The sequence below is a fragment of the Paenibacillus sp. UNC217MF genome (assembly GCF_000686865.1).
Classification (GTDB): domain Bacteria; phylum Bacillota; class Bacilli; order Paenibacillales; family Paenibacillaceae; genus Paenibacillus_B; species Paenibacillus_B suaedae.
Map to the genome: position 1 here is coordinate 1,053,924 of NZ_KK366027.1, position 24,234 is coordinate 1,078,157.

General features: G+C 46.5%; 22 protein-coding genes. 3 read left to right on the plus strand and 19 right to left on the minus strand.

The annotated features are described in order from the left end of the window. Positions 1-115 precede the first annotated feature (115 nt). The 4 genes from efp to BP95_RS0120840 all read right to left on the minus strand — a co-directional run bounded on the left by efp (position 116) and on the right by BP95_RS0120840 (position 3,146). Positions 116-673, minus strand: coding sequence for an elongation factor P (gene efp, locus BP95_RS0120825; RefSeq protein ID WP_021252997.1), 558 nt, complete (start codon positions 671-673; stop codon positions 116-118). 101 nt (positions 674-774) lie between these two features. Then, complete coding sequence (locus tag BP95_RS0120830; RefSeq protein WP_021252998.1) at positions 775-1,851, minus strand: M24 family metallopeptidase; 1,077 nt, start codon at positions 1,849-1,851, stop codon at positions 775-777. Positions 1,852-1,884: 33 nt separating this feature from the next. Then, a complete protein-coding gene (gene aroQ, locus BP95_RS0120835) occupies positions 1,885-2,349 on the minus strand; it encodes a type II 3-dehydroquinate dehydratase (protein ID WP_021252999.1) in 465 nt (154 codons plus the stop codon). Between the two features lie 116 nt (positions 2,350-2,465). Then, positions 2,466-3,146 (minus strand): YqhR family membrane protein, encoded by a 681-nt coding sequence (locus BP95_RS0120840; RefSeq protein ID WP_021253000.1) that lies wholly within the window; start codon positions 3,144-3,146, stop codon positions 2,466-2,468. 255 nt (positions 3,147-3,401) lie between these two features. On the opposite strand from BP95_RS0120840, the gene BP95_RS0120845 reads away from it, so the two are divergent. Both BP95_RS0120845 and BP95_RS0120850 read left to right on the plus strand, forming a co-directional pair. Beyond that, positions 3,402-4,292 carry a DUF1385 domain-containing protein gene (locus BP95_RS0120845; RefSeq protein WP_051249871.1) on the plus strand — a complete coding sequence of 297 codons (891 nt, stop codon included), beginning with the start codon at positions 3,402-3,404 and terminating at the stop codon, positions 4,290-4,292. A 38-nt stretch (positions 4,293-4,330) separates the two neighbouring features. Further along, positions 4,331-4,639, plus strand: a complete 309-nt coding sequence (locus BP95_RS0120850) for a hypothetical protein (protein WP_028533133.1) — start codon at positions 4,331-4,333, stop codon at positions 4,637-4,639. A 49-nt stretch (positions 4,640-4,688) separates the two neighbouring features. On the opposite strand, the gene BP95_RS0120855 is transcribed toward BP95_RS0120850, so the two are convergent. The 7 genes from BP95_RS0120855 to BP95_RS0120885 form a co-directional block, all read right to left on the minus strand. After that, positions 4,689-5,666: a patatin-like phospholipase family protein gene (locus BP95_RS0120855; protein WP_021253003.1), complete on the minus strand. Its 978-nt coding sequence runs from the start codon at positions 5,664-5,666 to the stop codon at positions 4,689-4,691. Positions 5,667-5,770: 104 nt separating this feature from the next. Further along, positions 5,771-7,369 carry a family 10 glycosylhydrolase gene (locus BP95_RS0120860; RefSeq protein WP_021253004.1) on the minus strand — a complete coding sequence of 533 codons (1,599 nt, stop codon included), beginning with the start codon at positions 7,367-7,369 and terminating at the stop codon, positions 5,771-5,773. Between the two features lie 111 nt (positions 7,370-7,480). Beyond that, a complete protein-coding gene (mntR, locus tag BP95_RS0120865) occupies positions 7,481-7,906 on the minus strand; it encodes a transcriptional regulator MntR (protein WP_021253005.1) in 426 nt (141 codons plus the stop codon). A gap of 311 nt (positions 7,907-8,217) precedes the next feature. Continuing rightward, on the minus strand, positions 8,218-8,934 hold the full coding sequence (locus BP95_RS0120870) for a cytochrome c biogenesis CcdA family protein (RefSeq protein WP_021253006.1): 717 nt from the start codon (positions 8,932-8,934) through the stop codon (positions 8,218-8,220). A gap of 57 nt (positions 8,935-8,991) precedes the next feature. Then, positions 8,992-9,798, minus strand: a complete 807-nt coding sequence (locus BP95_RS0120875; RefSeq protein WP_021253007.1) for a metal ABC transporter permease — start codon at positions 9,796-9,798, stop codon at positions 8,992-8,994. 310 nt (positions 9,799-10,108) lie between these two features. Continuing rightward, positions 10,109-10,855, minus strand: coding sequence for a metal ABC transporter ATP-binding protein (locus BP95_RS0120880; RefSeq protein WP_051249872.1), 747 nt, complete (start codon positions 10,853-10,855; stop codon positions 10,109-10,111). Positions 10,856-10,938: 83 nt separating this feature from the next. Next, positions 10,939-11,922 carry a metal ABC transporter substrate-binding protein gene (locus tag BP95_RS0120885; protein WP_021253009.1) on the minus strand — a complete coding sequence of 328 codons (984 nt, stop codon included), beginning with the start codon at positions 11,920-11,922 and terminating at the stop codon, positions 10,939-10,941. A 294-nt stretch (positions 11,923-12,216) separates the two neighbouring features. Between BP95_RS0120885 and BP95_RS0120890 the strand changes: the two genes are divergently transcribed. After that, positions 12,217-13,029 carry an undecaprenyl-diphosphate phosphatase gene (locus tag BP95_RS0120890; protein ID WP_021253010.1) on the plus strand — a complete coding sequence of 271 codons (813 nt, stop codon included), beginning with the start codon at positions 12,217-12,219 and terminating at the stop codon, positions 13,027-13,029. A gap of 114 nt (positions 13,030-13,143) precedes the next feature. On the opposite strand, the gene metG is transcribed toward BP95_RS0120890, so the two are convergent. The 8 genes from metG to BP95_RS0120935 form a co-directional block, all read right to left on the minus strand. After that, complete coding sequence (metG, locus tag BP95_RS0120895; RefSeq protein ID WP_021253011.1) at positions 13,144-15,156, minus strand: methionine--tRNA ligase; 2,013 nt, start codon at positions 15,154-15,156, stop codon at positions 13,144-13,146. 149 nt (positions 15,157-15,305) lie between these two features. Continuing rightward, on the minus strand, positions 15,306-15,533 hold the full coding sequence (locus BP95_RS0120905; protein ID WP_021253012.1) for a hypothetical protein: 228 nt from the start codon (positions 15,531-15,533) through the stop codon (positions 15,306-15,308). A 93-nt stretch (positions 15,534-15,626) separates the two neighbouring features. Beyond that, entirely contained in the window at positions 15,627-15,863 is a 237-nt protein-coding gene (gene yidD, locus BP95_RS0120910) for a membrane protein insertion efficiency factor YidD (protein WP_028533136.1), read from the minus strand. 71 nt (positions 15,864-15,934) lie between these two features. Further along, on the minus strand, positions 15,935-16,402 hold the full coding sequence (locus BP95_RS0120915; RefSeq protein ID WP_021253014.1) for a Fur family transcriptional regulator: 468 nt from the start codon (positions 16,400-16,402) through the stop codon (positions 15,935-15,937). A gap of 199 nt (positions 16,403-16,601) precedes the next feature. Further along, positions 16,602-18,704 (minus strand): stalk domain-containing protein, encoded by a 2,103-nt coding sequence (locus BP95_RS0120920; RefSeq protein ID WP_021253015.1) that lies wholly within the window; start codon positions 18,702-18,704, stop codon positions 16,602-16,604. A gap of 245 nt (positions 18,705-18,949) precedes the next feature. Then, positions 18,950-20,590, minus strand: coding sequence for a beta-N-acetylhexosaminidase (gene nagZ, locus BP95_RS0120925; protein ID WP_028533137.1), 1,641 nt, complete (start codon positions 20,588-20,590; stop codon positions 18,950-18,952). Between the two features lie 58 nt (positions 20,591-20,648). Then, the gene (locus BP95_RS0120930; protein ID WP_021253017.1) at positions 20,649-22,250 is read right to left on the minus strand and encodes a response regulator; all 1,602 of its coding nucleotides are present in this window, start codon (positions 22,248-22,250) and stop codon (positions 20,649-20,651) included. After that, positions 22,247-24,175 (minus strand): cache domain-containing sensor histidine kinase, encoded by a 1,929-nt coding sequence (locus tag BP95_RS0120935; RefSeq protein ID WP_021253018.1) that lies wholly within the window; start codon positions 24,173-24,175, stop codon positions 22,247-22,249. Before BP95_RS0120935 ends, BP95_RS0120930 begins: the two co-directional genes overlap by 4 nt. Positions 24,176-24,234: the final 59 nt, after the last annotated feature.

Below are 24,234 nucleotides of genomic sequence, written 5' to 3' on the forward strand. Positions count from 1 at the left end.
TTGCACTTTCTTTTAATAGCATATTATAGCACAATTTTACCAATGCGGTACGTTAAATTATAAAAGCCCCGAATGCACAGGGCACTCAGGGCTTATTAAAAATCTTATTCAATAATTAGGCACGAGAAATGTACTTGCCTTCGCGTGTATCGATAAGCAGTACATCGCCTTCGTTGATGAAGAGTGGCACTTGAACGTTCAAGCCAGTTTCCACTGTTGCGTTCTTCGTTGCACCTTGAGCCGTGTTGCCTTTAACTCCTGGCTCTGTCTCAACTACCTTAAGCTCAACGTTGTTCGGCATGTTGATACCAAGGATTTCACCTTTATAGCTTACGATGTTAACGATCATGTTATCTTTCAAGAAGTTCAATTCCCATTCCAATTGGCTCTTGTCCAAGGAGAATTGGTCGTAGGACTCATTGTCCATGAATGTATACTCTTCACCACTGTTGTACAGGTATTGTACTTCGCGGTTATCGATTTGCGCACGGCCGATTGTTTCACCTGCACGGAACGTCTTCTCCGTAACGTTGCCGTTACGCAAGTTTTTCAATTTGGAGCGTACGAACGCAGCACCTTTACCTGGCTTAACGTGTTGGAAATCCAAGACTGTAAAGATATCTCCATCTACTTCTACCGTCAAACCTGTTTTAAAATCGTTTACTGAAATCACTCTAAATTCCCTCCTACATGCATGGCAACCCCGATTAACCGTAATGAAATACGTTCGATGCTCAGTGTATCGGTTAGATATCTACTGAACTGCGCCCGTCACTACATGTCTAATACGAGCAGTTGTTTCGTTGATTGTGTTATTATTTCAATCCCGTCTTCCGTAATCACAATATCGTCTTCGATACGTACACCGCCGAATCCCGGAATATAGATACCAGGCTCCACCGTAACGGTCATACCGGGAGTTAACACCGTATCGCTTCCGAATGCCAATCTTGGATTTTCATGAACTTCCATACCCAAGCCATGACCGGTGCTGTGTCCGAAATGGTCACCATATCCGTAACCCTTAATGATGTCACGAGTTAAGGCATCTGCCTCGCGTCCAGTCATCCCCGGACGAATATGTTGAATTGCATTCATCTGTGCTTCAAGAACAATGTTATAAATTTCATGATGCTTGTCAGTCGGCTTACCCAGTACTACCGTACGTGTAATGTCTGAGCAATACCCATTGTACAAAGCACCGAAGTCAAGCTTAATGAACTCGTTGCCTTGGATGATGCGATCACTTGCAACACCATGCGGCAATGCGGATCGTTCGCCAGATGCAACAATCGTATCGAAGGAGCTCGATGTTGCTCCATTCTTACGCATGAAGAATTCCATCTCAAGCGCAATATCCTTCTCGGATACGCCTGGCTTGAGGAAGTTCAGAATGTGGCTGAATGTACGATCCGCGAGCTGAGCAGCATCGCGCATAATCGCCAATTCTCCCTCATCCTTAATCATGCGAAGATCTTCGATCAGCCCAGATACAGGTACAAGTTCGATGCCTTCGAGCTGTCCTTGATATCCTGTATAAGTTGCGAATGCGACGTGATCCTGTTCGAACCCTAGACGACTAATATGCATATCAGACAGAAGCTGCTTCAGCGTATCTGTCATCTTCGCGCCGTGTTCAACAACGTCATAATCAACAGCTTGCTGCGGCGCCTGTGTCATATAGCGGAAATCCGTCAGCAGCACTGCGCGGTCTTGCGTAATCAGCACATAGCCGGATGAACCTGTAAATCCTGTCATGTAACGACGGTTCACCGCACTTGTGATGAACATGGCTTCCAAGCCTTTCATCCCCATTGCTTCTCTTAAACGAGTCAAACGTGATTGGCTCATCTTCTCATCATCTCCCGACTTTGCATTGTTCCGTCACCCTTGAGATTGACCTTCTGCCCGTTGTGAGGATACATACTGATGCAGTGCAGACAATCCCAACTCATAGCTTAATGCTCCGAATCCCGCAATTTGTCCTACCACTACAGGAGCGGTTACAGACACATGCCGGAACTCTTCCCGCTTATGTATGTTGGACATATGAACTTCCACTGTCGGAATGCGAACTGCACTTAATGCATCTCGCAATGCATAGCTGTAATGCGTAAGTGCTCCCGGATTAATGACAATACCGTCGCATGTCCCATATGCCTCATGGATACGGTCTATGAGCGCTCCTTCATGATTGCTCTGGTAGCATTCCAGTGAAACGGCCCAAGATGCAGCCATCTCTGTAAGCCGTGCTTCAATCGCAGCCAACGATTCGCTCCCGTAGACACCAGGCTCGCGAATGCCGAGCATATTCAAGTTCGGTCCGTTCAATAACAAGTAACAAGCCATGATGATTCCACCTCTCAAGCGTACCGTCAACAGACGAATCCTCACGTATTTTAACATACGATGCAGAAAATGAGAAGCGTCAATACAGCAAAACCCGCATGACATCGCGCATTTAGCTACATGATCGGTTTAGGCTTGCGTCGCTCTGGGTATTCATGCGCCTCTTCCCCAGAATCACTTCTTGCTGCTGAATGAACAACTCCGTCGCTGGGTACACGGTCAGGCCCTCTATTTCCTGACTTCCCAGATCCCTGTCCTCCACCGCTGGTATAGCCCGATCCCCCCTTCATTTTGAGACGCTCTGCCTCATCGGGTTCACGCTCCTGTTCATTATTGAACTCCGTTGCTACCGTATAGCCGATGAATAATCCCCAGACAAGCATGATACAGGATTCTGTCCATATCGTGTTCCATGTTGTCCTCCATACTGGATGCACGAGACCAAGCATAGGCCCGGGTGCAACATATAATAGAACCCACCATACTATCCCATATAGAATCCCAGGGTACGGACCAGGTACTTTCCGTAGGAAAAGTGTATATAGTATGGAAGCTGCGATTGAAAATAAAATGAATGCGCCCCATCCTACTAGCTGGCCTTGGGTAGTGATCAAATATTTATGCGGGTAAAAAGGTTCCGCAATCATCCCAGGGATCACCGAAGTAAAGTGGAAAGTATAAGCGAGCCAACGTATCCCGCCCCATATCAGCCCGGCAAAAAAACCGATTTGCACAGAAAACGATAATGGGTCAGTAGGATTCTTCTTACGTTCCGCCCTTGCTTGCCTTTCATTCATTGCCATTCCTCCCAATTGTGATCATCTCAACGTGTATGTAGTATGCTCCAACCTAGGCGGATTACAATCATGGTGTGGAAAACGCCAGCAAAATTCGCTACAATAAAATTATTATTATTTCAAAATCGTGAAGTGCCTCTTACTTGAGGCACCTTCGGTACACACGCAAAGCGGAATGCAATCAAGATGGGGATGGTGAAGTAATTGTCAGATCAGAAATCCATTTACGGTGGACAGGCCGTAATTGAAGGCGTAATGTTCGGCGGCAAGCACGTCAATGTGACGGCTGTCCGTCGCAAAGATAAATCCATTACGTTCTACGAAGTACCAAAGAAAGATAAAGCATGGGTTGCCAAGCTAAAAAGAATCCCGCTGCTCCGAGGGATTGTTGGCATATTCGATGCCAGTGCTAAGGGATATCAGCACTTAAACTACGCTGCAGAGAAATACGCCGAGGATGAAGAAGGAATTGAAGCTGCTGAGGCAGGCAAAGACTCCAAATGGAACCTTGCGATGATCGTCGGGGTAGCAGTAGTCGGAATTTTATCGCTTATCTTTAGTAAAATTATTTTCACAACCGTTCCAGTTGTCATTGAAGAACTCATTTTCGGGTCGGCCTTCAATAATATCGTGATCCATACTGTCGTTGAAGGCGTCATTAAAATTGCGTTCCTTCTCGGGTATTTGTGGCTAATTTCCAAGACTCCTATTGTCAAGCGTCTGTTCCAATATCATGGCGCTGAGCATAAGGTAATTACCGCATATGAAGCCGGTGTAGATCTAACGGTACAGAACGTACAGAAGTTCAGCACGCTGCATTATCGCTGCGGCAGTAGTTTTATTATTTTGTCCGTCATCGTTGGAGTCGTTATTTACTCCTTTATCCCATATGATAATTTATGGGAACGCATTTATCCAAGGCTCCTGTTGATTCCTGTCGTCATGGGCGTATCCTACGAGTTCCTGCGATTAACGAATGCCCTGCGGAATGTGCCTGTGCTTCGCTGGCTTGGGTATCCTGGACTGTGGCTGCAACTGCTCACAACGAAGGAACCTACAGATGATCAGGTGGAAGTGTCGATTGCTTCCTTCAATCGCATGTGTGAGCTTGATCGCGAATTACAGCCTAAACAGGCTGTATCTTAATTCTACATCAACACTATGACAAGAAGGGAATGATGACGATGGCTCGACTGCCGCGATGGTTTATGCTCCTCATGGCTGTGTTGGTTGGAATCGGAATCGTTAGCAGCTTCACTCGAGATCCTATATCCATTCTAATTCCCGTCGCCATCATTGCCGTTGTATTCCTCGTCTATCGATTTGGGCCGAAGAAGAGCGTCAAGGTGAAGGTCTCACCTCGTACGGAGGCGAAGCTGAAAGCAGCACGTGCGTCTCAAGCCAAGAAGCGCATACGACCTCGATCCCAAGCAAAACTTACGGTCATTGAGGGCAACAAGGCTAAGGATGAGAACAGACAACAGACTAAATAAAGAAAACAGCGCGTAGATGAGTTTCCTTCATCCAAGCGCTGTTTTTTGGTTATATCTTCGTCTTCCCGCAACAAAGCACCTTATACATCTTCTCATAAGCGTCCCTCGTCCACTGTTCGAAGAAGGCGTTACCCGCTTTCTCGCCTGACTCATATAATGCCATGCTCTGCTCAACGGTTAAATCAAAGTCAGTTGTTCCGATACCCAGTGTAGGGATCTTGATCGTACGGAAGCGGTTCTGCTTATCGATATAGCGCTGGTCATGTGCCGAGATCATGGTGGATACCATGGCCTGAAGCATCGTGATGAGACCCGTAATCTGATGGGGCTGGCCAGACTGCATTCCTACCATTTGAAAACCGATCGTTGGAATCAGACGACTTGTACGCGGGTCAATATCGTCATCGAACAGCCATAGCGGGAAGTTAGAGAGCATCCCACCATCCACGATATAAGAGAATTGATCAGCAAACTTCTTCGTTCGGCCATTCTTCACCTCAAATGGAGCTCGTAAAATCACCGGATCGAAGAAGTAAGGAATGCTTGTGCTCATCCGTATCGCCTTGCTTACGAGGAATGATTCTGGGTCTATCCCGTAGTTCGCAATATCGTCAGGGAGAACCATCAACCTCCCATTCGTAATGTCCGAGGCGATGATTCTTAGCTGTTCCTTCTTCAAATCCCCAAACGTACGAATCCCTTTCTTCAACAGGCAATCATGCACCCATTTCTCCAGTGCTTCACCTGAATATAGCCCCTTTTTCCACAGCAGCCGCATGGCTGACCCTATCCATTTAATCTGGAAAATTGGAGCACGCTGTAAGAAGGATGAGAAAGGCATTTCTAATATGAGCCGTTCCATCTCTTCGGCAGTATAGCCAGCGGCAAGAAATGAGGCTACAATCGAACCCGATGACGTGCCCGCGACACGGTTGAATGTCATCCCGTGCTGCTCGGCTGAATGGACTGCACCAACTAACGATATCCCCTTGACTCCCCCGCCTTCGAATACCGCATTGATACGCACGGGATACCCCTCCTCGCACACATACTGCTTCTTCTTGTATGTATGCTCATGCAGGAGGGGATATGAATGTATGAAAGGTATAATTTCTGAATTATGGCTTTCTTCTATTTTTCCTCGTAATACTGTTGAAGTTTATCGGATACCTGCTTCGTATTTCTTACCAGATCAGCAGCGCTGAAGAATATACTGCCCGCTACCGCATCAATTCGCGAATTGAACTCCAACTGCTTAATAAGTACATCTGCACTGTTCCAGTCCGTTTCATTTGCATCCGCAAGCTTATAGGCAGCGTGTCCAATAAATAGGTCCACCCCAGTGCCTGCCGTTTCTTTGACCCACCAATTCACTAACGTGTCGTAGGACGCAGCCTTGTGGCCGATGTGCCAATACACTTGAGGTGCAATATAATCGATCCAATGATTCTTGATCCATGTTCTTGTATCTGCATACAGATTGTCATAGCTGCTCAGTCCCGCCTTCGTTGCTGATCCGGTTGGATCTGCGCTGGAGTTGCGCCATACTCCGAACGGACTTATACCAAATTGTACATTCGGCTTCGCCGACTTAATCTGCTTGTACAGGGATTCAACGAACTCATTCACATTATTTCTACGCCAATCTCCCTTGTTATTGAACATCTTGTTGTAGCGTTCATATGTATCATTATCCTTAAATGATTCCTTGTCTTCGCCATATGGATAGAAGTAATCGTCCAGATGCACGCCATCGATATCATAGTTATTGACAACTTCCATGATGGAATCAAGCACAAACTGACGAGCTTCTGGGACGCCTGGATTATAGATAAGCTTGTTCTGGTGCTTTACAACCCAGTCTGGATGCTCCTTCGCGGGATGACCATTAACCAGCTTGGATACATCTCCTTGTACACTTACACGGTAAGGGTTAAACCATGCATGGAACTGCATGCCGCGCTTATGTGTCTCTTCTACCATGAATTTCAATGGGTCATATCCTGGATCCTTGCCTTGCGTTCCTGTCAGCCATTCCGACCAAGGAAGCAGCTTCGAAGGATAGAAGGCATCTGAAGTTGGGCGCACCTGTACGAATACAGCGTTGATTCCTGCCTTTTGGAGCTTGTCCAGCATGCTTGTATACTGCTGCTTCTGACGTTCCGCATTGAAGCCTGACTTCTTCGGATCCTGCGGCCAATCAATATTGTAGACAGTCGATATCCACGTTCCTCTCATCGATTCCGCATGGATCGCTTCGCCATCTTCAGAGGCTGCTTCGCCACCCTCAGAGACAATTGTAATAATACGTTCTCGCTGATTCCAATCCACCTTCAATCCAACACTTTCACTGATGAAGCGAAGCGGAACCATCGTTCGTTCACCACGCATGGAGGCAGATACGTCGAGCTCCACATGTTGCCCATCCACTTCCGCATTGCTGTCGCCAATCGTCAAGCGTATGGTATGTCCATCCTTCCGGAACTCAACCTGGCGATTCGCCTGATCCCAACCTACAGTTGCACCAGTAGCTTCCCCTACTGCTCGGAATGGCAGCATCGTCACATTCTTGCCTGGCACCAAATAAGGAGCTACATCCGTTTGAAGCTGCTTATTGTTCATCAATATTCGAATGTCATTGCTGGCCGCATTCCCCATTTGCGGCATAAGCGTACTTAGCATAACAGCAGCAAATGTGCCGAGAAGTACTTTTTTCGCGTGATTCATCATTCTTTTTTCCATCTCCCTTGTCCATGTTGAACGAGAAAATGAGTCAATATCATTTCCCCTCAACTATTAGACGCAAAAAATAAAACATCTGTTTCGCAAAAAACAGATGTTTTACGATTCATTATCCAATTCACTGCGCAAATCACGAAGCGCTTGCAGGCGCTGAGGGTCTCTGCGGAAGTATTCAACAAGTGTTTCGATGCATGTAATCGAGTTCCAGCTCAGGTGATGCTCGATTCCTTCTACGTCTGTATAAATATGCTCGTCGGCTACACCGATCAAGGTTAAGAAGTCTTCGAGCAGCTGATGGCGATCCACCAATCGCTTGCCGATCTTCTTCCCCTTGCTAGTCAGCACGAGCCCGCGATATTTCTCATAAATAAGATAATCGTCCTTATCGAGCTTCTGAATCATCTTCGTCACAGAAGAAGGGTGCACTTCCAATCCTTCTGCGATATCGGATACGCGAGCATATCCTTTCTCGTCAATCAGTTTATAGATACGTTCCAAATAGTCTTCCATGCTTGGTGTAGGCATCAAGCGTCCCTCATTTCCTTCCACGTTACACGACTTGTCCAAAAGCGCTTCCTGCTTCAATATGTTCCTCATTTCACATCAATAAAGATTACTTTCCCTTAGCGGGAAATGAAGCATGCATATTCATATACGGAAATAATCGTGTATCTTTAAGTTTACATGGTTTCGAGATCAAGTTCAACCTTAGACCTGTTTTGCTCGACATTTACCATAGCTGCGATCTGTGGAAATTCATAGAAAGACCGCTCCATCTATGAAATTAGACGGCAGCGGTCACGGTAGATATGATTTAATTATGTAGGTTCTGTCAGTTATGTCAGTCTTCTCATCCACTCTGGGGTAATCTGCTGCAGCCAAATATTTAGCTGACTCAAATGATCGGTGAACAAGAGTATCCCCATCACGATCATAATTGCCCCGCCTACCTTCATCATGACGCCCGAATATTTCGTAAGCCATCGAGTTGAGCCAATGAAGAAGGATAGAATAAAGAATGGTAAACCAAAACCAATACAATAGGCGGTAATCATTAACATTCCTGTGCTTGGCTCAGATGCACTTAATGAAATGATGGCAGTCAAAATTGGGCCAATGCAAGGCGACCAGCCTGCGGAGAAGCCCATCCCGAACAAAAAGGAGCCTAAGTATCCGCTCTTCTGTCCAAAATCCAGCTTCCGTTCCTTCATTAAGAGTTGAGGCTTGAATACACCGATGAGCACAAGCCCCATAATGAGAATGAAAATAGCCGAAATCTGACGAATCAAATCTCGATATTCAGCCAAGTAAGAACCGAGCAGTGTAGCGCCCAGACCAAGTGTATAGAACACAACACTGATCCCTAAAATGAAAAACAACGTGTGAGTCATTGTGCGCCATCTAACCTCGCGCTTATTCTGCTTATCCTTTAATTGACTCACCGACATCCCCGTAATGATCGAAATGTAAGATGGATATAACGGCAAACAGCATGGAGATATAAAGGATACAAATCCCGCCCAGAAAGCTATCCACACCGTAATATGACCCAACCGCTTCGCCTCCCCGTATTAGTCGATTGCCCTAACAGGAAGAAGATGGGCGCTGTATCACACCCGAATTCCTCTTCTTGCTATCAATGTCAATATTAACACGGCAATGAGCAATAGGACAATCGTAGCCCCTGGCGCTAAATTCCAAATCCCTGCGGTCAGCAGCCCGCCAACGACAGCAGCTTCGGCTACAAGCACTGATACGATAACTGACTGCTTGAATCCCTTGGCTACAAACAGACTAATGGCTACTGGGATCGTTAATAAGGCCGAGACGAGAAGTGCGCCTACAATTTTGATGGCTGCACTAATTACGAGCGCGGTCAGCACCGTGACGGCAATATTAAGCATTCGTACCGGAAGACCATTTACCGCAGCTGCATCTTCATCAAAGGTAAGCAAAAACATTTCCTTGAAGAAGAGGAGCAGAAATACGACAACGATAAGGGTTACAACCCCAACTACGATCAAGTCAGTGCCATTCAGAGTATAAATACTTCCGAACAAATAATTGTTCACATTCGCGCTAAAGTTCATTCCTAGCGTAAAAAAGAGCGATGCCAGCGCAACACCGCCTGACATGATGACAGCAATGGAGAGCTCAGCGTACGTTTTGTAAGCTTTGCGAAGCTTCTCAATCGCAATCGCACCCACAAGCGCGAATACAAGCCCCATGGCCAGCGGATACACGCCGAGCAGAAACCCAAGTGCTACCCCAGCGATTGTCACATGCGCGAGGGTATCCCCTATCATGGACAACCGACGCAGCACAAGAAACATTCCCATAAGCGGGCCTATGGCGCCAATTAATAATCCCCCGATCAATGCGCGTATAAAAAAATCAGATTGTATGATGTCCAGCAATGACAACGTCCCCTTTAATTCAATTCCATGCTAAGCAAGGAGCAGTCTTTCTTATTGTGCGTGTTCAAAAAGGTCGGTTTTCAGCACCGAAGCTTATGCTTCCGATGTGCGTTTTTTCAAAACGCCTCATTTGGATGAAGCTAGGGCCTGAGGAGCGGAGTGTACGTTTTGGGTACATGAGCACCTGAGATGTTTCCGCAGGAAACATACTTCGTAAGCATCTGCTTAGGCCCGGCTGAATTCAACTTTCGATGTTGAGTCCACCTCATGATTTACTTCGTGATCAAAAGCGGACTTTTTGAACAACCTCTTAGAGTATACCGTGCGATAGATCCGGCTCTGAACATTGCACATTGTGCGAATGCCTCACATAGAAGTTCAGCTTGCCGCATGTCCCCTTCGGATCACAGCCAAGCCATGAATTCACAAGATCCATATCATGAGAAACCATAATGAAGGTCATATGGTGATGTTCATGTAAATGCTGCAGCAGGTTGAAGAAATCGTTTTGCGTTTCCGTGTCGATCCCAACTGTAGGCTCATCCAATATGAGCAGTTCAGGCTTATTCACCATCGCTCGCGCTAGAAATACCCGCTGCTGCTGCCCCCCCGATAACTGCCCGATGCGCTTATCCGCCAAGTCCTCAACCCGCATCACACGCATCGCATCACGGCATTGATTGATTTCCTCCTGCTTCAGCCGTCGGAACATTCGCCGGCGATTGTACATGCCGGATTGTACGACCTCCATCACAGTCGCTGGAAATAATGGATTAAAGGAATTCTTCTGCGGCACATACCCAATCCGATCCCATTCCTTGAACCGATTGATCGGCGTTCCGAACAGCTTAATTTGCCCTGAGGTGGGCTTCAGCAAACCGACCATCAGTCGCAGGAGCGTCGTCTTGCCAGCGCCATTCGTGCCGATAACACCTACAAAATCCCGCTCATATACAGTGAAGTTGACATTGCGCAGAACCGTCTGTCCTTCATAGCTGAAGCCAACATCCTCTATTGAAATCACCTGGTTATGGCAGGTGTCCGTCATATTCATCATTGTGCTCATTGTGCCCTCTCTCTTCCTTGCACGAACCGTCCAGCCGTGCAACTCTCGGTAACGGACTTTGATCCGTTCCTCATTTATTGTAGCGCGACAAGGAGATTTTGCAAATTGCGTTCCATGAGCGTTACGTAATTGTCCCCTTGATCTGCTTGCTGCTTCGTTAAGCCTTCAAGCGGGTTCAATACAAGTGTGCTCACACCCGCTTCACCAGCCAGTGTATTCGCTAATTGATCCGATACAAGCTCCTCAAAGAATACGTACTTTAACCCCTTCTCCTTCACCAGCTTCGAGAGCTTCACCAAATCTTGCGCTCTTGGTTCAGCATCAGGCGTAATGCCCATAATTGCATGCTGCGTCAATCCATAATCCCGGCACAAGTATCCAAATGCATGATGGGATACCACTATCTCACGCTGCTTCAGCGAGCTTAGCTTCTCCGTATATAACTTATCTACGGATTCAATTTTCGACTTTAGCTGCTTATAATTTGCTTCATATTCACCCTTATGCGCACCATCGGCTTGAACGAGTGCATCCTTAACATTGCTTGCCATCGTCAATGCGGATTTTGGACTCACCCACGTGTGCGGATCTGTGCTGCCATGTTCGTGTTCATGCGCATGTTCGGAAGCATCGCCTTCTCCTTCGTGATGCTCGTGCTCGCTTCCATCTGCCTCAATGAGAGGAATGCCCTTGCTTACCTCAAGTGTCTTCACATTAGACGAGGAATCCAAGCCTTTCAAAAAATCGTCCAGCCATGTTTCGAAGCCTGCACCATTGACGAGCAACAGCTGGGCATTCGATGCGTTATGCAGGTCACGGCTTTTTGGTGTCCAATCGTGTGGCTCAATCCCAGTTGGAATGAGATTGATGGTATTTACATGTTCGCCGCCAATTTGTTCTGTCAGAAAGGCAATCGGATAAAAGCTCGTAACAACATTAAGTTTCCCTTCTACAATACCGGATTGAGAACCTTGTGTACATCCTGCCAACACCAATGCGAAGCAGCACAGGGTCAACAAGGAATGACGCAATCTTCTATATTTACTTCTCAGCTTCATATGAATAACTCCTTCTGCGCAAATTATGTAGTTACGCATGTTAATTTTCTGTAATTCGTAATGATTACTATTAAGATTATAAAAAGGCTTCTCTCCCTTGTCAATCCTAACTTTTCTGCCATTCCAATTTCCTGCCTGCATACTCATTGGAAGCAGATGTGACAAAATTGTAAGGCACTCTCTATCATGTTACTCTTTGACATCATTGATAGACGATACTAATATGATAGAGTGCCTATTCCTACCGTTAGGCTCAAAACTATATCGAAAAGAATAAATTAAGGAGTGAATGATTTGGATTGGATCGAATGGCTGAAATATGCCGTGCTTGGATTGGTGCAGGGTTTCACTGAACCAATACCGGTATCGTCAAGCGGGCATTTGGTTATTGCTGAGCGATTATTCGGATTACATATCGAAGGCCTCGGCTTTGAGGTGCTCGTCAACTTTGCCTCCTTGCTAGCTATTTTGCTCATTTATCGTAAAGATATCGTACGGCTTACCGTAAATACGTTCCGCTTCCTGTTCACACGCGCTCAGGATGCGAAAGACGACTTCATGTTCGTTATTTATTTAATTCTCGCTACGATTCCAGCAGGGATTATCGGAGTCGTGTTTAAGGATACGATTGCAGATGTGTTCAAAGGTGTTAAGATTATCGGCGCAACGCTGCTCGTGACCGCATTAGCTCTCTGGCTGATACGCAACTTGCGTGGCCGCAAGGGGGACAAGGATCTGTCCTTCGGTGAAACGTTTATCGTTGGTCTGGCGCAAGCGGTCGCACTCATTCCCGGCATTAGCCGTTCCGGCTCAACAATCGTTGCTGCGATGGCATTGGGATGGAAGCAGGAAACTGCCCTTCGCTTCTCCTTCTTCTTGTACATTCCGGTCAGCGTTGGAAGTATGATTCTCGAAGGGAAGGATATGATCAAAGACCCGACACTGGGGCAAATGATGATTCCATACCTGCTTGCCTTCGTATGCTCCTTCGTTGCATCCTACTTCGCTTTGAAATGGTTCATGGGCATTATGGCACGCGGCAATCTAAAATGGTTCTCGCTCTATTGTGTATTTGCAGGACTGTTCGTCCTATTCTTCGTGAATTAATGACGTTCAACAAATAAAGGCCGGAATCGTTTAGATCCCGGCCTTTTTCTATGGCAATTCATACCCTAATCATCCACGTATGCCTGCCACCTATTTATTTCGTTCAAACCTCTGTTACTTCACAATTGCACCATTCGGCATGCTGTCTGGGACTGTCGCAACCGTCAATTGACCGTCCTTCGAAGCAGCCAAAATCATACCTTGGGACAAGACACCCCGCAGCTTCACTGGCTTCAGATTCGCTACACAGATTACTTTGCGTCCGATAAGCTCTTCTGGCTTGTAATATTGAGCGATTCCAGATACAACCTGACGCTGTTCATAGCCCATATCCAATTCCAATCGCAACAGCTTATCTGCTTTAGGAACAGGTTCACAATGTGTGACTTGTGCAACGCGCAGCTCTACCTTCGCAAAATCATCAATTGCGATTTCTTCTTTGGCATCCTCCGGCTTCGCCGACCCTGTCTCAGCCGCAGCAGCACTGTTGTCTGCTTTAGCTTGGGCAGGTGCTTCTTCAGCTGCTGGCTCTGCCTTCTTACCTCCGTTCATTGCTTCAGCGATGATTTGCACCTCTTCAGCTACTTCCAGACGAGGGAAGATCGGGTCACCCTTCACGACCTTGGTTCCGTTCGGAATGGCTCCGAATGTGCGAACAGATTCCCAAGACGTAATCGTTCCCGCTTCAATACCAAGCTGAGCCCACACCTTCGCTGGGGCTTGTGTCAAGAACGGCTGCAGCAGAATGGAGGAAATACGCAGGCTCTCTGCCAAATGCGCCATAACAGAAGCCAATTCTGCACGCTTGGATTCATCCTTCGCAAGTGCCCAAGGCTGTGTCTCATCAATGTATTTGTTCGTACGGCTAATGAACTGCCAGATGGCAGTCAGAGCTACGGAGAATTCCATATCTTCCATAGCTGCTTCCACTTTATCCACTGTCTGCGCAGCGAAGGCTGCAATTTCACCATCGAAAGCCGTAACTTGGCCTGCATATGCAGGAATCTCGCCGTCGAAGTACTTCTCGATCATTGCAACGGTGCGGTTCAACAGGTTGCCAAGATCGTTCGCCAAATCGAAGTTAATGCGTTCTACGAAGCCTTCCGGCGTAAACGTACCATCTGATCCGAACGGCACCTCGCGCAGCAAGTAGTAACGAAGCGCGTCCAATCCGTAACGATCAATCAGCATAACAGGATCGACGACATTGCCTTTGGACTTCGACATTTTGCCGTCCTTCATCAGTAGCCAGCCGTGTCCGAACACTTTCTTCGGAAGCGGAAGATCAAGCGCCATCAGCATAATCGGCCAGTAAATCGTATGGAAACGAATGATCTCTTTCCCGACCAAATGAACATCCGCTGGCCAGTACTTCTTGTACAATTCATCATTGTCCGAGCCATATCCTAGAGCGGAAATGTAGTTGGACAGTGCATCGATCCATACATAAACAACATGCTTCGGATCGTCTTTCACCTTCACGCCCCAATCGAAAGACGTACGGGATACAGCAAGGTCTTCCAAGCCTGGCTTAATGAAGTTGTTAATCATTTCATTTTTACGGGATTCTGGCTGAATGAACTCTGGGTTCGCTTCATAGAATTCCAACAGTCGATCCGCATATTTGCTCATGCGGAAGAAGTAACTCTCTTCCTTAACCAGTTCCACAGAACGGCCGCAATCCGGGCAGTTGCCATTCTCGAGCTGACGTTCTGTGAAGAACGATTCGCACGGTGTACAATACCAGCCTTCATACGTCCCCTTGTAAATGTCTCCTTGCTGAACCAAGCGGTCGAAAATCGTCTGAACCACATTCTTATGACGGTCTTCAGTTGTGCGAATAAAGTCATCATAAGTGATATCCAGCTTGTTCCACAGTTCCTTAATCCCACTTACAATGTTGTCAACGAACTGCTGTGGAGTTACCCCTGCGTCCTTCGCCTTGCGTTCGATCTTCTGACCATGCTCGTCTGTACCCGTCAAGTAGCGAACATCAAAACCGCGCAAACGCTTATAGCGTGCCATTGCGTCCCCTGCTACAGTTGTGTACGCATGACCGATATGCAGCTTGTCGCTTGGATAGTAGATCGGCGTTGTGATGTAAAATGTGTTGCGTTGTTGACTCATTGTTCGTTCATCCTCCTCAGCATATGCCTCTTCATGCAGCAAATCCGATGTTGTCTTTCTTGCACTTCACTAGAGTTTCAATCAAAGCTTCGACAAAAGCTTCAATAAACAGAAAAAGCCCCCGCCCAATTTGGGACGAGAGCTGTATCTCACGTGGTACCACCCAATTTCCCACCTGCATACATATCGACAGGCGGCTTCATTGTGACCGGTATGTAGCCGATCAAGCATTCGTTAACGGGAATGATGCGCCAACAGCTTACGGTAGAGCCTGCTTCTCGCAGCTCAATCACTCGCTCACCATCAGTTCCTCCCGGACCATGTTCGGAAGAGTGTCCATACCGGTTCCCAGCAATACCGGCTCTCTGAAATGGCATCTCTGCTTACTTATCCGTTCCTCGGAGATATCGATTTCCAATTATGTGCATCCAACAACTACCCTCAAATATAAATCAGGAACTGTCCCTCTGTCAAGGACGCTTCGGAGGAACCTTGTCTATTCCTCCAGGGTGAAATGGATGGCACTTGGCGATTCGCTTCATCGTCAGCCATGTGCCCTTCACAGGCCCATGGACTTCCAATGCTTCCATCGCATAAGTGGAACATGTCGGATAGAAGCGGCACGTAGGCGGTTTGAGCGGTGATATCCATTTGCGGTAGGCTCGAACTGGTGCCTGTGCCACCCTTGTTCCTAGACTTCGTCGAATTTGACGCTTGTCAGCTTGGCACTCAGCGTGTTCCTCACTTAAGGAGCAGCATTGCTTGCCTTCATCCTCCGTCATATTCCGGTTCCACCTGCATCATGGTTAGGTACAGAAGATGATGAATTATCCTTATCAGTGCATGTAGAGCAATATCCAAACACTTCGAATTTATGTTGAACGACCTGAAATTGATCAGGTACATCGGTCTGCGACATCGGGCAGAAATGGATAGGATACGTCTTCTCACACTGCAAACATATCATGTGATGGTGATGATGCCCATCTGCACAAGTTACGCGGAACTTGACTCCATCCTCGAACACTACCTGCTCAAGAACGCCTAGATCGAACATGATTCGCAAATTGCGGTATACCGTGTCGAAGCTCAAGCCGGAATAGCGTTTCCCCATAAATTCGTATACATCCTTAGGTGTTAAATATCCATTCGTGTCAGCGAACAGCTTCGCTAAGGTTCGACGCTGATCCGTAATCCTCATCCCTGAATCAGCCATTTTCTCTATAATTTGTTCTGTCTTCAGCATCGAAGTCCCTCCTCTATGATGTGGAACCCGTCACTACTATAATGCGCTATTACTAGCGGTAAAGTCAAACCCGAAGTATAGAAAAAGGACTGCCCCTATTCTACAAAAATCGGAGACAGTCCTTCTCAAAAAAATGGCTCAATGTTATACAAAATGAGTGCTCTGGTTATTCCTAATGCACAAAAAGATTCCTATTGGGTTAAGACTTCGCCTTCGGAAGTGGCATGAATATGAAATTGACCGGCAAGCTGCTGCCTGCTGCAGGAGAGAATAAAATCTCAACCTTTTCTTCATAATCTCCTGTACGATAGACGACACTTGCTTCATTCGAACCTTTTAGCAATCCCTGATTCGGCGTATTTACCGCCTTACCATTTACTAATATGGCACCCGTATATGATCCTGCGCGCGAATTGAAGGCAATAAGTGTGTTAGGCGCGACCTTGTTCAAGTGGATACGATACAACACTCCATAATTGCCCGCATTTAGACGATCTTCAAACGTCATCATGTCGGATCCGGTAATGTACTTATCGCTATTGTTATCTGCGATTAACAGGCGTTCTTCCTTGGTACCAACTGTTTCGTCCACCGTGAACACCCGATCGGCATTTTCGAATGTTCCGCGGATATGCTTCCCGTCAATCGGCAGCTGAGGCAAATTCTCGAATTCTTTTAATACATCCTTCTTCGCATCCAGCGCTACGATCGTATATTCAAGCGTACTATCTCCGTAGAAATCCGAATATAACGTAAACACATCTCTCGGCTTGAATGTAGGATTACTCAATTCCGGTACTACAATTTTCGTTTCATTCGGCTTCAACTTTGTTTCCGTTGTTTTGCCATCCTCAAATGATTGGAAATAACGAACTGTCGCCTTCATCCCCGTATCTTGCGGACTGGGACTAGGCCCTGCAAAGCCTTGGTGCTGCACCGTCAAGGTAGCCGGATCATCGGATACGTTCGTGACCAAAATGTAAAACTTCATATTATAATTGGTCGAATTCAAATGGTGAGCAAAAATCCGCGCTCCGCCTGCAACGCGATCTTGATATAGGATTCCATCTTTCAATACTTCTTCTGGACTGTTCGCGCGGTACAATGCACGGCGTTCTTCGGTCACTTTTGGTTTGATTTCCTTATAACCAAGAATAGACCCAGCGTCTACTTGATATTTATCCCCTTGTGGTGTGAACAATTTGTTAAAATCATCGAACGTGTACAGCACTTCATCCGTTACGGAGATCGTTTGGCTTACTTCAGCCGTAAGGCCGTACTTGTTCTTTACTTTCAGCGTAATTGTCTTTTCGCCCGGCTCGAAGAATGCCGGTTGCTTGTTCACCCACTCGCGTTTCAATTCCGTATCTTCTTCATCCGTACTCAAATCGTCATATTTAATCGGTTCACCCATTTTATATGTCGTTTTATCCGTACGGAAGCTTGCTACTGGCGGTGTATGCGGTCTTGTAACCGTAATTGTCTGGGAATACGGATCACTCCACTCCCCATCCTCATCACGTACGCGCAGTGTAATCGTATATGTGCCTGGCTCGTCATAGATTTCTTGATTCCCGTCCCAATCTACTTCAACAATCTGCCGGCCACGTGGATGCGTGGATTGATCTGTGAATGTAACACGAGTCTCTCCTGCAATAATGTCTTTCTGATCAACTTTAAACTTCGCAATTGGCTTAGCGCTAAGCTGAATGATGATGCGCTTCGACGCTTGTTCCCACTTATATGGAATTGCCATTGCATCCATCGCGGATGTAACTGGAACCATGAATACGCTATTTGAAATATAAGAAGCGCCCTTCATTTTTGTAGAGACACCGTTTACCCGATAGTCTGCACTTCCCATTTTGTAACGAAGTTCTTTGTCACCGTTCTTGATGATCGTTTCCTTCGTCTTGTTATCAAAGTCCAGCTTGAATCCAAAGCGATCTATCAGTGAACGAATTGCGATATAGGAAACGCCCTTCTTGACCGTAATCGGCTGTGGAGATGTGTATTCAATCCCATCTTGATAGATCTTATTGCTGTCTGCAATTAGGACAACAACATTCTTGTCATATTCCCCAGGTAGAACGGATTGAACACGTGCCTGCGAAACTTGCTTGTTGTCTTGCTGATTCTCTTCCTGATTGCTGCTGTCTTCCGCTGTGTTTGAAGACTTATCCGTTTCGACTGTACCACTTACCTCAGTATTCGTCGTCCCCTCTGCAGCGAACACAGGTACTACTGTGAGCAATTGCACTGCGGCTACACAGGCAACGAAAAGCTTTTTCCAAGATTTCATAGTAAATGTCCTACTCCTCATCCATCATTTATATTTCGAAATGTTAATACAATGTGTACGATTGAACATAGTTATAGACGCATTGCTGGGTAAAAAGTTTCTATTTTTTCATTCTTTTTTTAAGGAATATTAAATGAAAGTCAATTTTTTCATTTCATTTTCTGAAATCGTTGTGATTTACATTGTCTTCATATCCAGAAAAAAAGACCTGCACCGATCGATCGGTACAGGTCTCGAGATGAGTTCTATTGCTGTTTCGCGTAAGAAGCACTGTGCCCAAATGGGTATTGCTCCGAAATCGTAACCGGCAGTTTGCCCTTCGGCTCCTGTAAGCCGAGCAGTACATTTCCCAGCGCCTTCATCGCAGCAGGGCGGTTCTCATAGCAGCACAAGTACGTAGGTACATCAGGGAATTGATTCAGATCATATGGATTACGAGTCGATGCAACAATGACGCGTGTATTGCTGCGTGCTAACAATGCATTCACCACATCAACCTGTCCTTGATGTAGCTTCGATACTGGATTGTAAGTCAGGATCACAATCTGACTATATCCTTCTGTGCTTGCCAAAATTTCTTCCACTTCAACGGAGTCTGGATCATTGTTAATCCGGAGCAGCTCCACATCGTTCATATGTGGTTGCAGTGCAGATGCCAACGTATATTCCTGTACGATAAGATCATCGACCTCTGAACGATTCCGCACTTGAGGCCAGATCACAAGCGTTTTCGCGATGCGATCAAGCGGCAGTGCACCCGCCTCATCCTTAACAAGTGTCGTACTGTCCTCGAACATACGATCAACCAATGCCTTAGATTCAGGCGTAGCGAAATAAGAAGCGAAATCCTCTGGAACTTCTGTCTCTTCGCCCATATGACGCTTATTTTTCAAGGTAATGATACGATCGATGGATTCATCGATGCGCGATTCAGCGATGCGACCGGTACGAACGGCCTCGCACAGCGCTTGAATCGATGCAACTTGCTCTTCATACGTATGGCTGACTAGCAAAATATCAGCACCGGCTTCAACTGCGCGCACCGCGCCTTCAGCCACACCAACTTCCTTCGAAATTGCATGCATCTCCAAGCAATCTGTTACGATCAAGCCATCATAGCCCATGCGGTGGCGGAGCAGCTTCGTAAGCACATTATGGGACAACGTAGCTGGGATGGAATCCGGCTCAAATGCAGGGAAAATGACATGCGCCGTCATAATGCAATCAACACCCTCTTGAATCGCACGGGCAAATGGAGCAAGCTCAACTGCAACCAAACGTTCCTCATCATGCGTTACAGCAGCAAGGCCGTGATGAGAGTCGACAGCCGTGTCGCCATGTCCTGGGAAATGCTTCGCTGTTGCAGCCACATTTGCCTCTTGCAGGCCGCGAATTTGTGCAGTTCCAAGTTCAGCTACCAGATCAGGACGTTCACTGTATGAACGAACTCCGATTACAGGATTCTCCGGATTGTTGTTCACATCCAAGCTCGGTGCGAAGTTCATGTTAATGCCAAGACGGAGCATCTCTTCTCCGCAAATACGTGCAGCCTCATAAGCATGCTCAGCACTGCGCGTGGCTCCAATTGTCATATTGCCTGGGATCAGCGTAATATCCTCCCAGTCGATCCGTGCCACCATACCGCCTTCTTGGTCAATACTAATGAAGAGCGGAATATTCGTCTGTTCACCGGAAATCTCTTGCAAATGATGAGATAACGCACTTACTTGCTCTTTGTTAACTACGTTGCGCTTGAAATAAATAATGCCTCCAACGTGGTGCTCCTTAATCAAGGAACGGATATTATCGTTTACCTCTGTCGTTGCGAATCCACACATCACCATTTGGCCAATTTTTTGCTCAAGTGTCAGTTGAAGTTTACTCATCTCACTCATCCCATCCTCTTCATATCGTGAATTCTTGATGTGATTCATTTAAGCGTTATCATTTTCCCGTCTGAACGGCATCCTCGCGATATTCCGTCGGCTTCTTGCCTGTGTACTTCTGGAATACCTTGGAGAAGTACCGTCTTTCTGAATATCCAACAAGCGCACCAATCTGTGTAATGCTCTTGTCTGTTGTGCGGAGCAATGACATCGCCAGCTCCATTCGCTGACGCGTCACGTATTCAACAAACGTTTCCCCGAAATGATTCTTAAACAACAAACTGAAATAACTGCAGCTGATTCCTAAGTAATCAGCCATTTCCTCAACGCCGATATCTGAGCCTAAATTGCGGTGAATATAGTCTTTGGCTGATATCATCAGGAGCTCGCTCGACTTCTTGTTCATCGCGTGTTCCTTCGTATGATCGACTAACTCCATAATCGCACACATTAAGTCCTTGACGCCCATCATATGCTGAAGCTTATTCCACACCGCTTCTTCTTCTTGTGGTGTAACTAGTTCCCACTCTCTCATCTCACGAATCAAGTGAATGATGACATAATGAAGGAACGTCTCCGCACGAACGATGGACTGCTCAGACATATACATCAGGCTGGATTGCAAGGCATGCATTCCGTCATCGACCTTAGAGCGATCATTCTGCTTCATCCCCGCCACGATATCTTCGACTAACTGCCACTGTGAGACAGAGGCCGCCTGTCTTGCTACTGAGCCTTCATCGACAGATACGAGCTGTTCATCATCGGTATGCAAAATAAGAGTACGCTGCAGGCGTTTGTACGTATGTGCCAAGCTCATGAGAGGGATCGGCCCATTATCCCATGCAAGGCTTACGGTCATCTTCACATGGCCTCGAACCGCCTGCTGAATTTCCTGTGCCCAGCGCGCCATATCGACCGAAGTAACCTCATGCTGGTCACGATAGCATTGAAGAAGTACGCACCACTCCCCTTCACGCATTTGCAATACGGCATATTTATTCCAATCATCCACTATAGCATCCTGCAGCACGTTGCGAACTGCGAAATTCCACAGCTTGCGCTCATTGTCACTCCAAGAGGCGCTTTGCTGCGCATAGCCATCCAAGTCAACGAGCAGCAGCGAGTAAGCCAACTTGTCAATCGGCTGCTCTTCATCGACCATGAAGGCCGCAAGTGCGCCAGTGGAGAATCCCATAAGAACATCGAACATCATCTTCTCATAAGCGAGACTAATCATGCGCCCCCAGCGCCTTTCCGACAGCTTCTTCTCCAGTTGACGGGTGCGTACAAGATCAGCAAGCTTCTTCACGGTCAATTCCAGCTCATCGTAGTTAATCGGCTTCAGTACATAATCACGAACACCATGCTGCATTGCGATGCGAGCATACTCGAATTCCTGATAGCCCGTCAGCATCATAACCTCGGCTTCACAACCAATTTTACGAATTTCCCGCAGAAAGTCCATACCGTCCATAACGGGCATACGAATATCACACAAAATGATGTCTGGCTCGTGCTGCCGCACCATTTCCAGCCCTTCCACACCATTGCGAGCTGTGCCTACTAATTCAACATTCAGCTCATCCCACGGGATGACCAGCTTCAAGTTGTTCAAAATCGGTACCTCATCATCAATGAGCAATGCCTTCACACTCATAACGTATCACCCTGTTCGTATTTCGGTATCACACACTGAATCATCGTTCCCATCTGTGAAGCGGAACAGATGAACAATCCATAACCAGGACCATATCGAATGCGCAAGCGATCTGCTACACTGCGAACTCCGAGTCCCCTACGTTCCGTATTGTACGACTCTTCTTCCTGCGGCAGAACCGATTTTTGCTCATCGGAGAGCATATATTGGAACTTTCTTAATTGTTCATTCGACATGCCCATCCCATTATCCTCTACCCGAATGAGAATGCGATCTTCATCCTCAAATGCGGTAATGCGGATCCATCCTGTGTGCTCAATTCCATCAAATCCGTGTTGGATTGAGTTCTCGACAAGCGGCTGCAGGGTCAGCTTCATCACCTTGCAGTGCATGATGTGCTCCGGCACGTCAATTTCGAAGTTGAACAGCTCCTCGAATCGGAACTTTTGAATTTCAAGATAGCTCTTCAAATATTCAAGTTCTTCGCGAAGCGTAATCTCCTCTTTATCCTGAATGCTAATGCGTAAAATATTGCCGAGGCGATAAACCATCTGGCTAACTTTTCGCCCTTCATTTTGAATAGCCAGCACATTAATCGATTCAAGTGTATTAAATAAAAAGTGCGGCTTAATTTGAGCTTCCAGCACTCTCATTTCCGCCTTATTCTTCTGCTGCTGCTCATTCTTCACTTGATCAATAAGGCCAGACACACGCTCCATGAGACTATTGAATCCGTGCGAGAGCATCCTTAACTCATCTCTGCCCTCTTCATCAACACGGGCGTTCAGATCTCCATCCTCAACCCTGCGCATAAATCGAACGATGCGCGTAATGTTGCGCGTTATTCGGTTCGTAAACAACAGGTTGAACAGCAGCGCTCCAAGGATGCAGAGGAATAAGATGGTAGACACCCATTTCAGAAATACGACCATCTCCTTCGAGAGAGAGCTCCAGTCGCGCACGGAAATCAAATACCAGCCGTAATCACTCATGGGGTGGTACGTGATCACACTTTCGCGTTCCCCGAATTTGTCCTTGTAGCTTACATATGTATTTTCGAACTTGATCGGCTTCGAAGCATAATCAGCGATCATATGGCCAGCGAGCTGCTTCGAGTTGTCGTATAGAATCTGTCCATCACGATTGACGATAAAGAACTTCGTATTCTCCATCTGATCAGCCGTATAAAACTTGTTAAAGAACGTGTCGAGATCCCAGTTCTTAATCTGGATGATCGATATTCCAATTGGCCTCATCGTCGATAGATCCTTCACAACTCGAATCTGGGTAAAGACCTGCTCGGAGCCCGTCAGTTCTGGAAATTCATTTGGCCCGACCCATAACGGAACCCCGTTCAAGTCCATGACTTTCTTAAACACAGGATGCTTTTTGAATTCATGAAAAGGCATTTCCTTGAAGTTGTCTTTGGAAAATATAGGGATAATCCCTTCTCTTTGTGCATATGGGCTGAAATTGTACAAAAAGGCATAACTAATCGCAGGATGGTTGAACAGCAGCTTGCGGAAATTTTGCTGGCGTTCGTTCATCCGGATATAGTCCGTGCCTTTTAGCGTATCATCAACTTGCTTCCCGACTGGCCGCCCCTGTTCATCCACGAAGTACAGCTTTCCATTATCGTCATATCTGACGACGCTTGAGCTTACCATATCGTGTTCGTAAGGATTAGGCGATACCAACGCCTTCTGGAAGACGTTATTCGCAATGCCTGTGTCGGATACTTTATTGATTTCATCGAATATGTAGCCGATGCTGTGGCTCATGGCCCGCATCGAGAATTGCGCTTGCTCACTATATTTCTTCTCTAGCAAATTGAATGTAATCACAAATGTAATCGTTCCAAGTAAAAGCAAAGGGATAATGATAAGCAAAATAAATCCACTAAACATCTTAAATCGTAAATTCATTGTGCACATTACCCCTTTACTCTCTCTAGTCATCTATGAATATATTAACACGTAAGAGC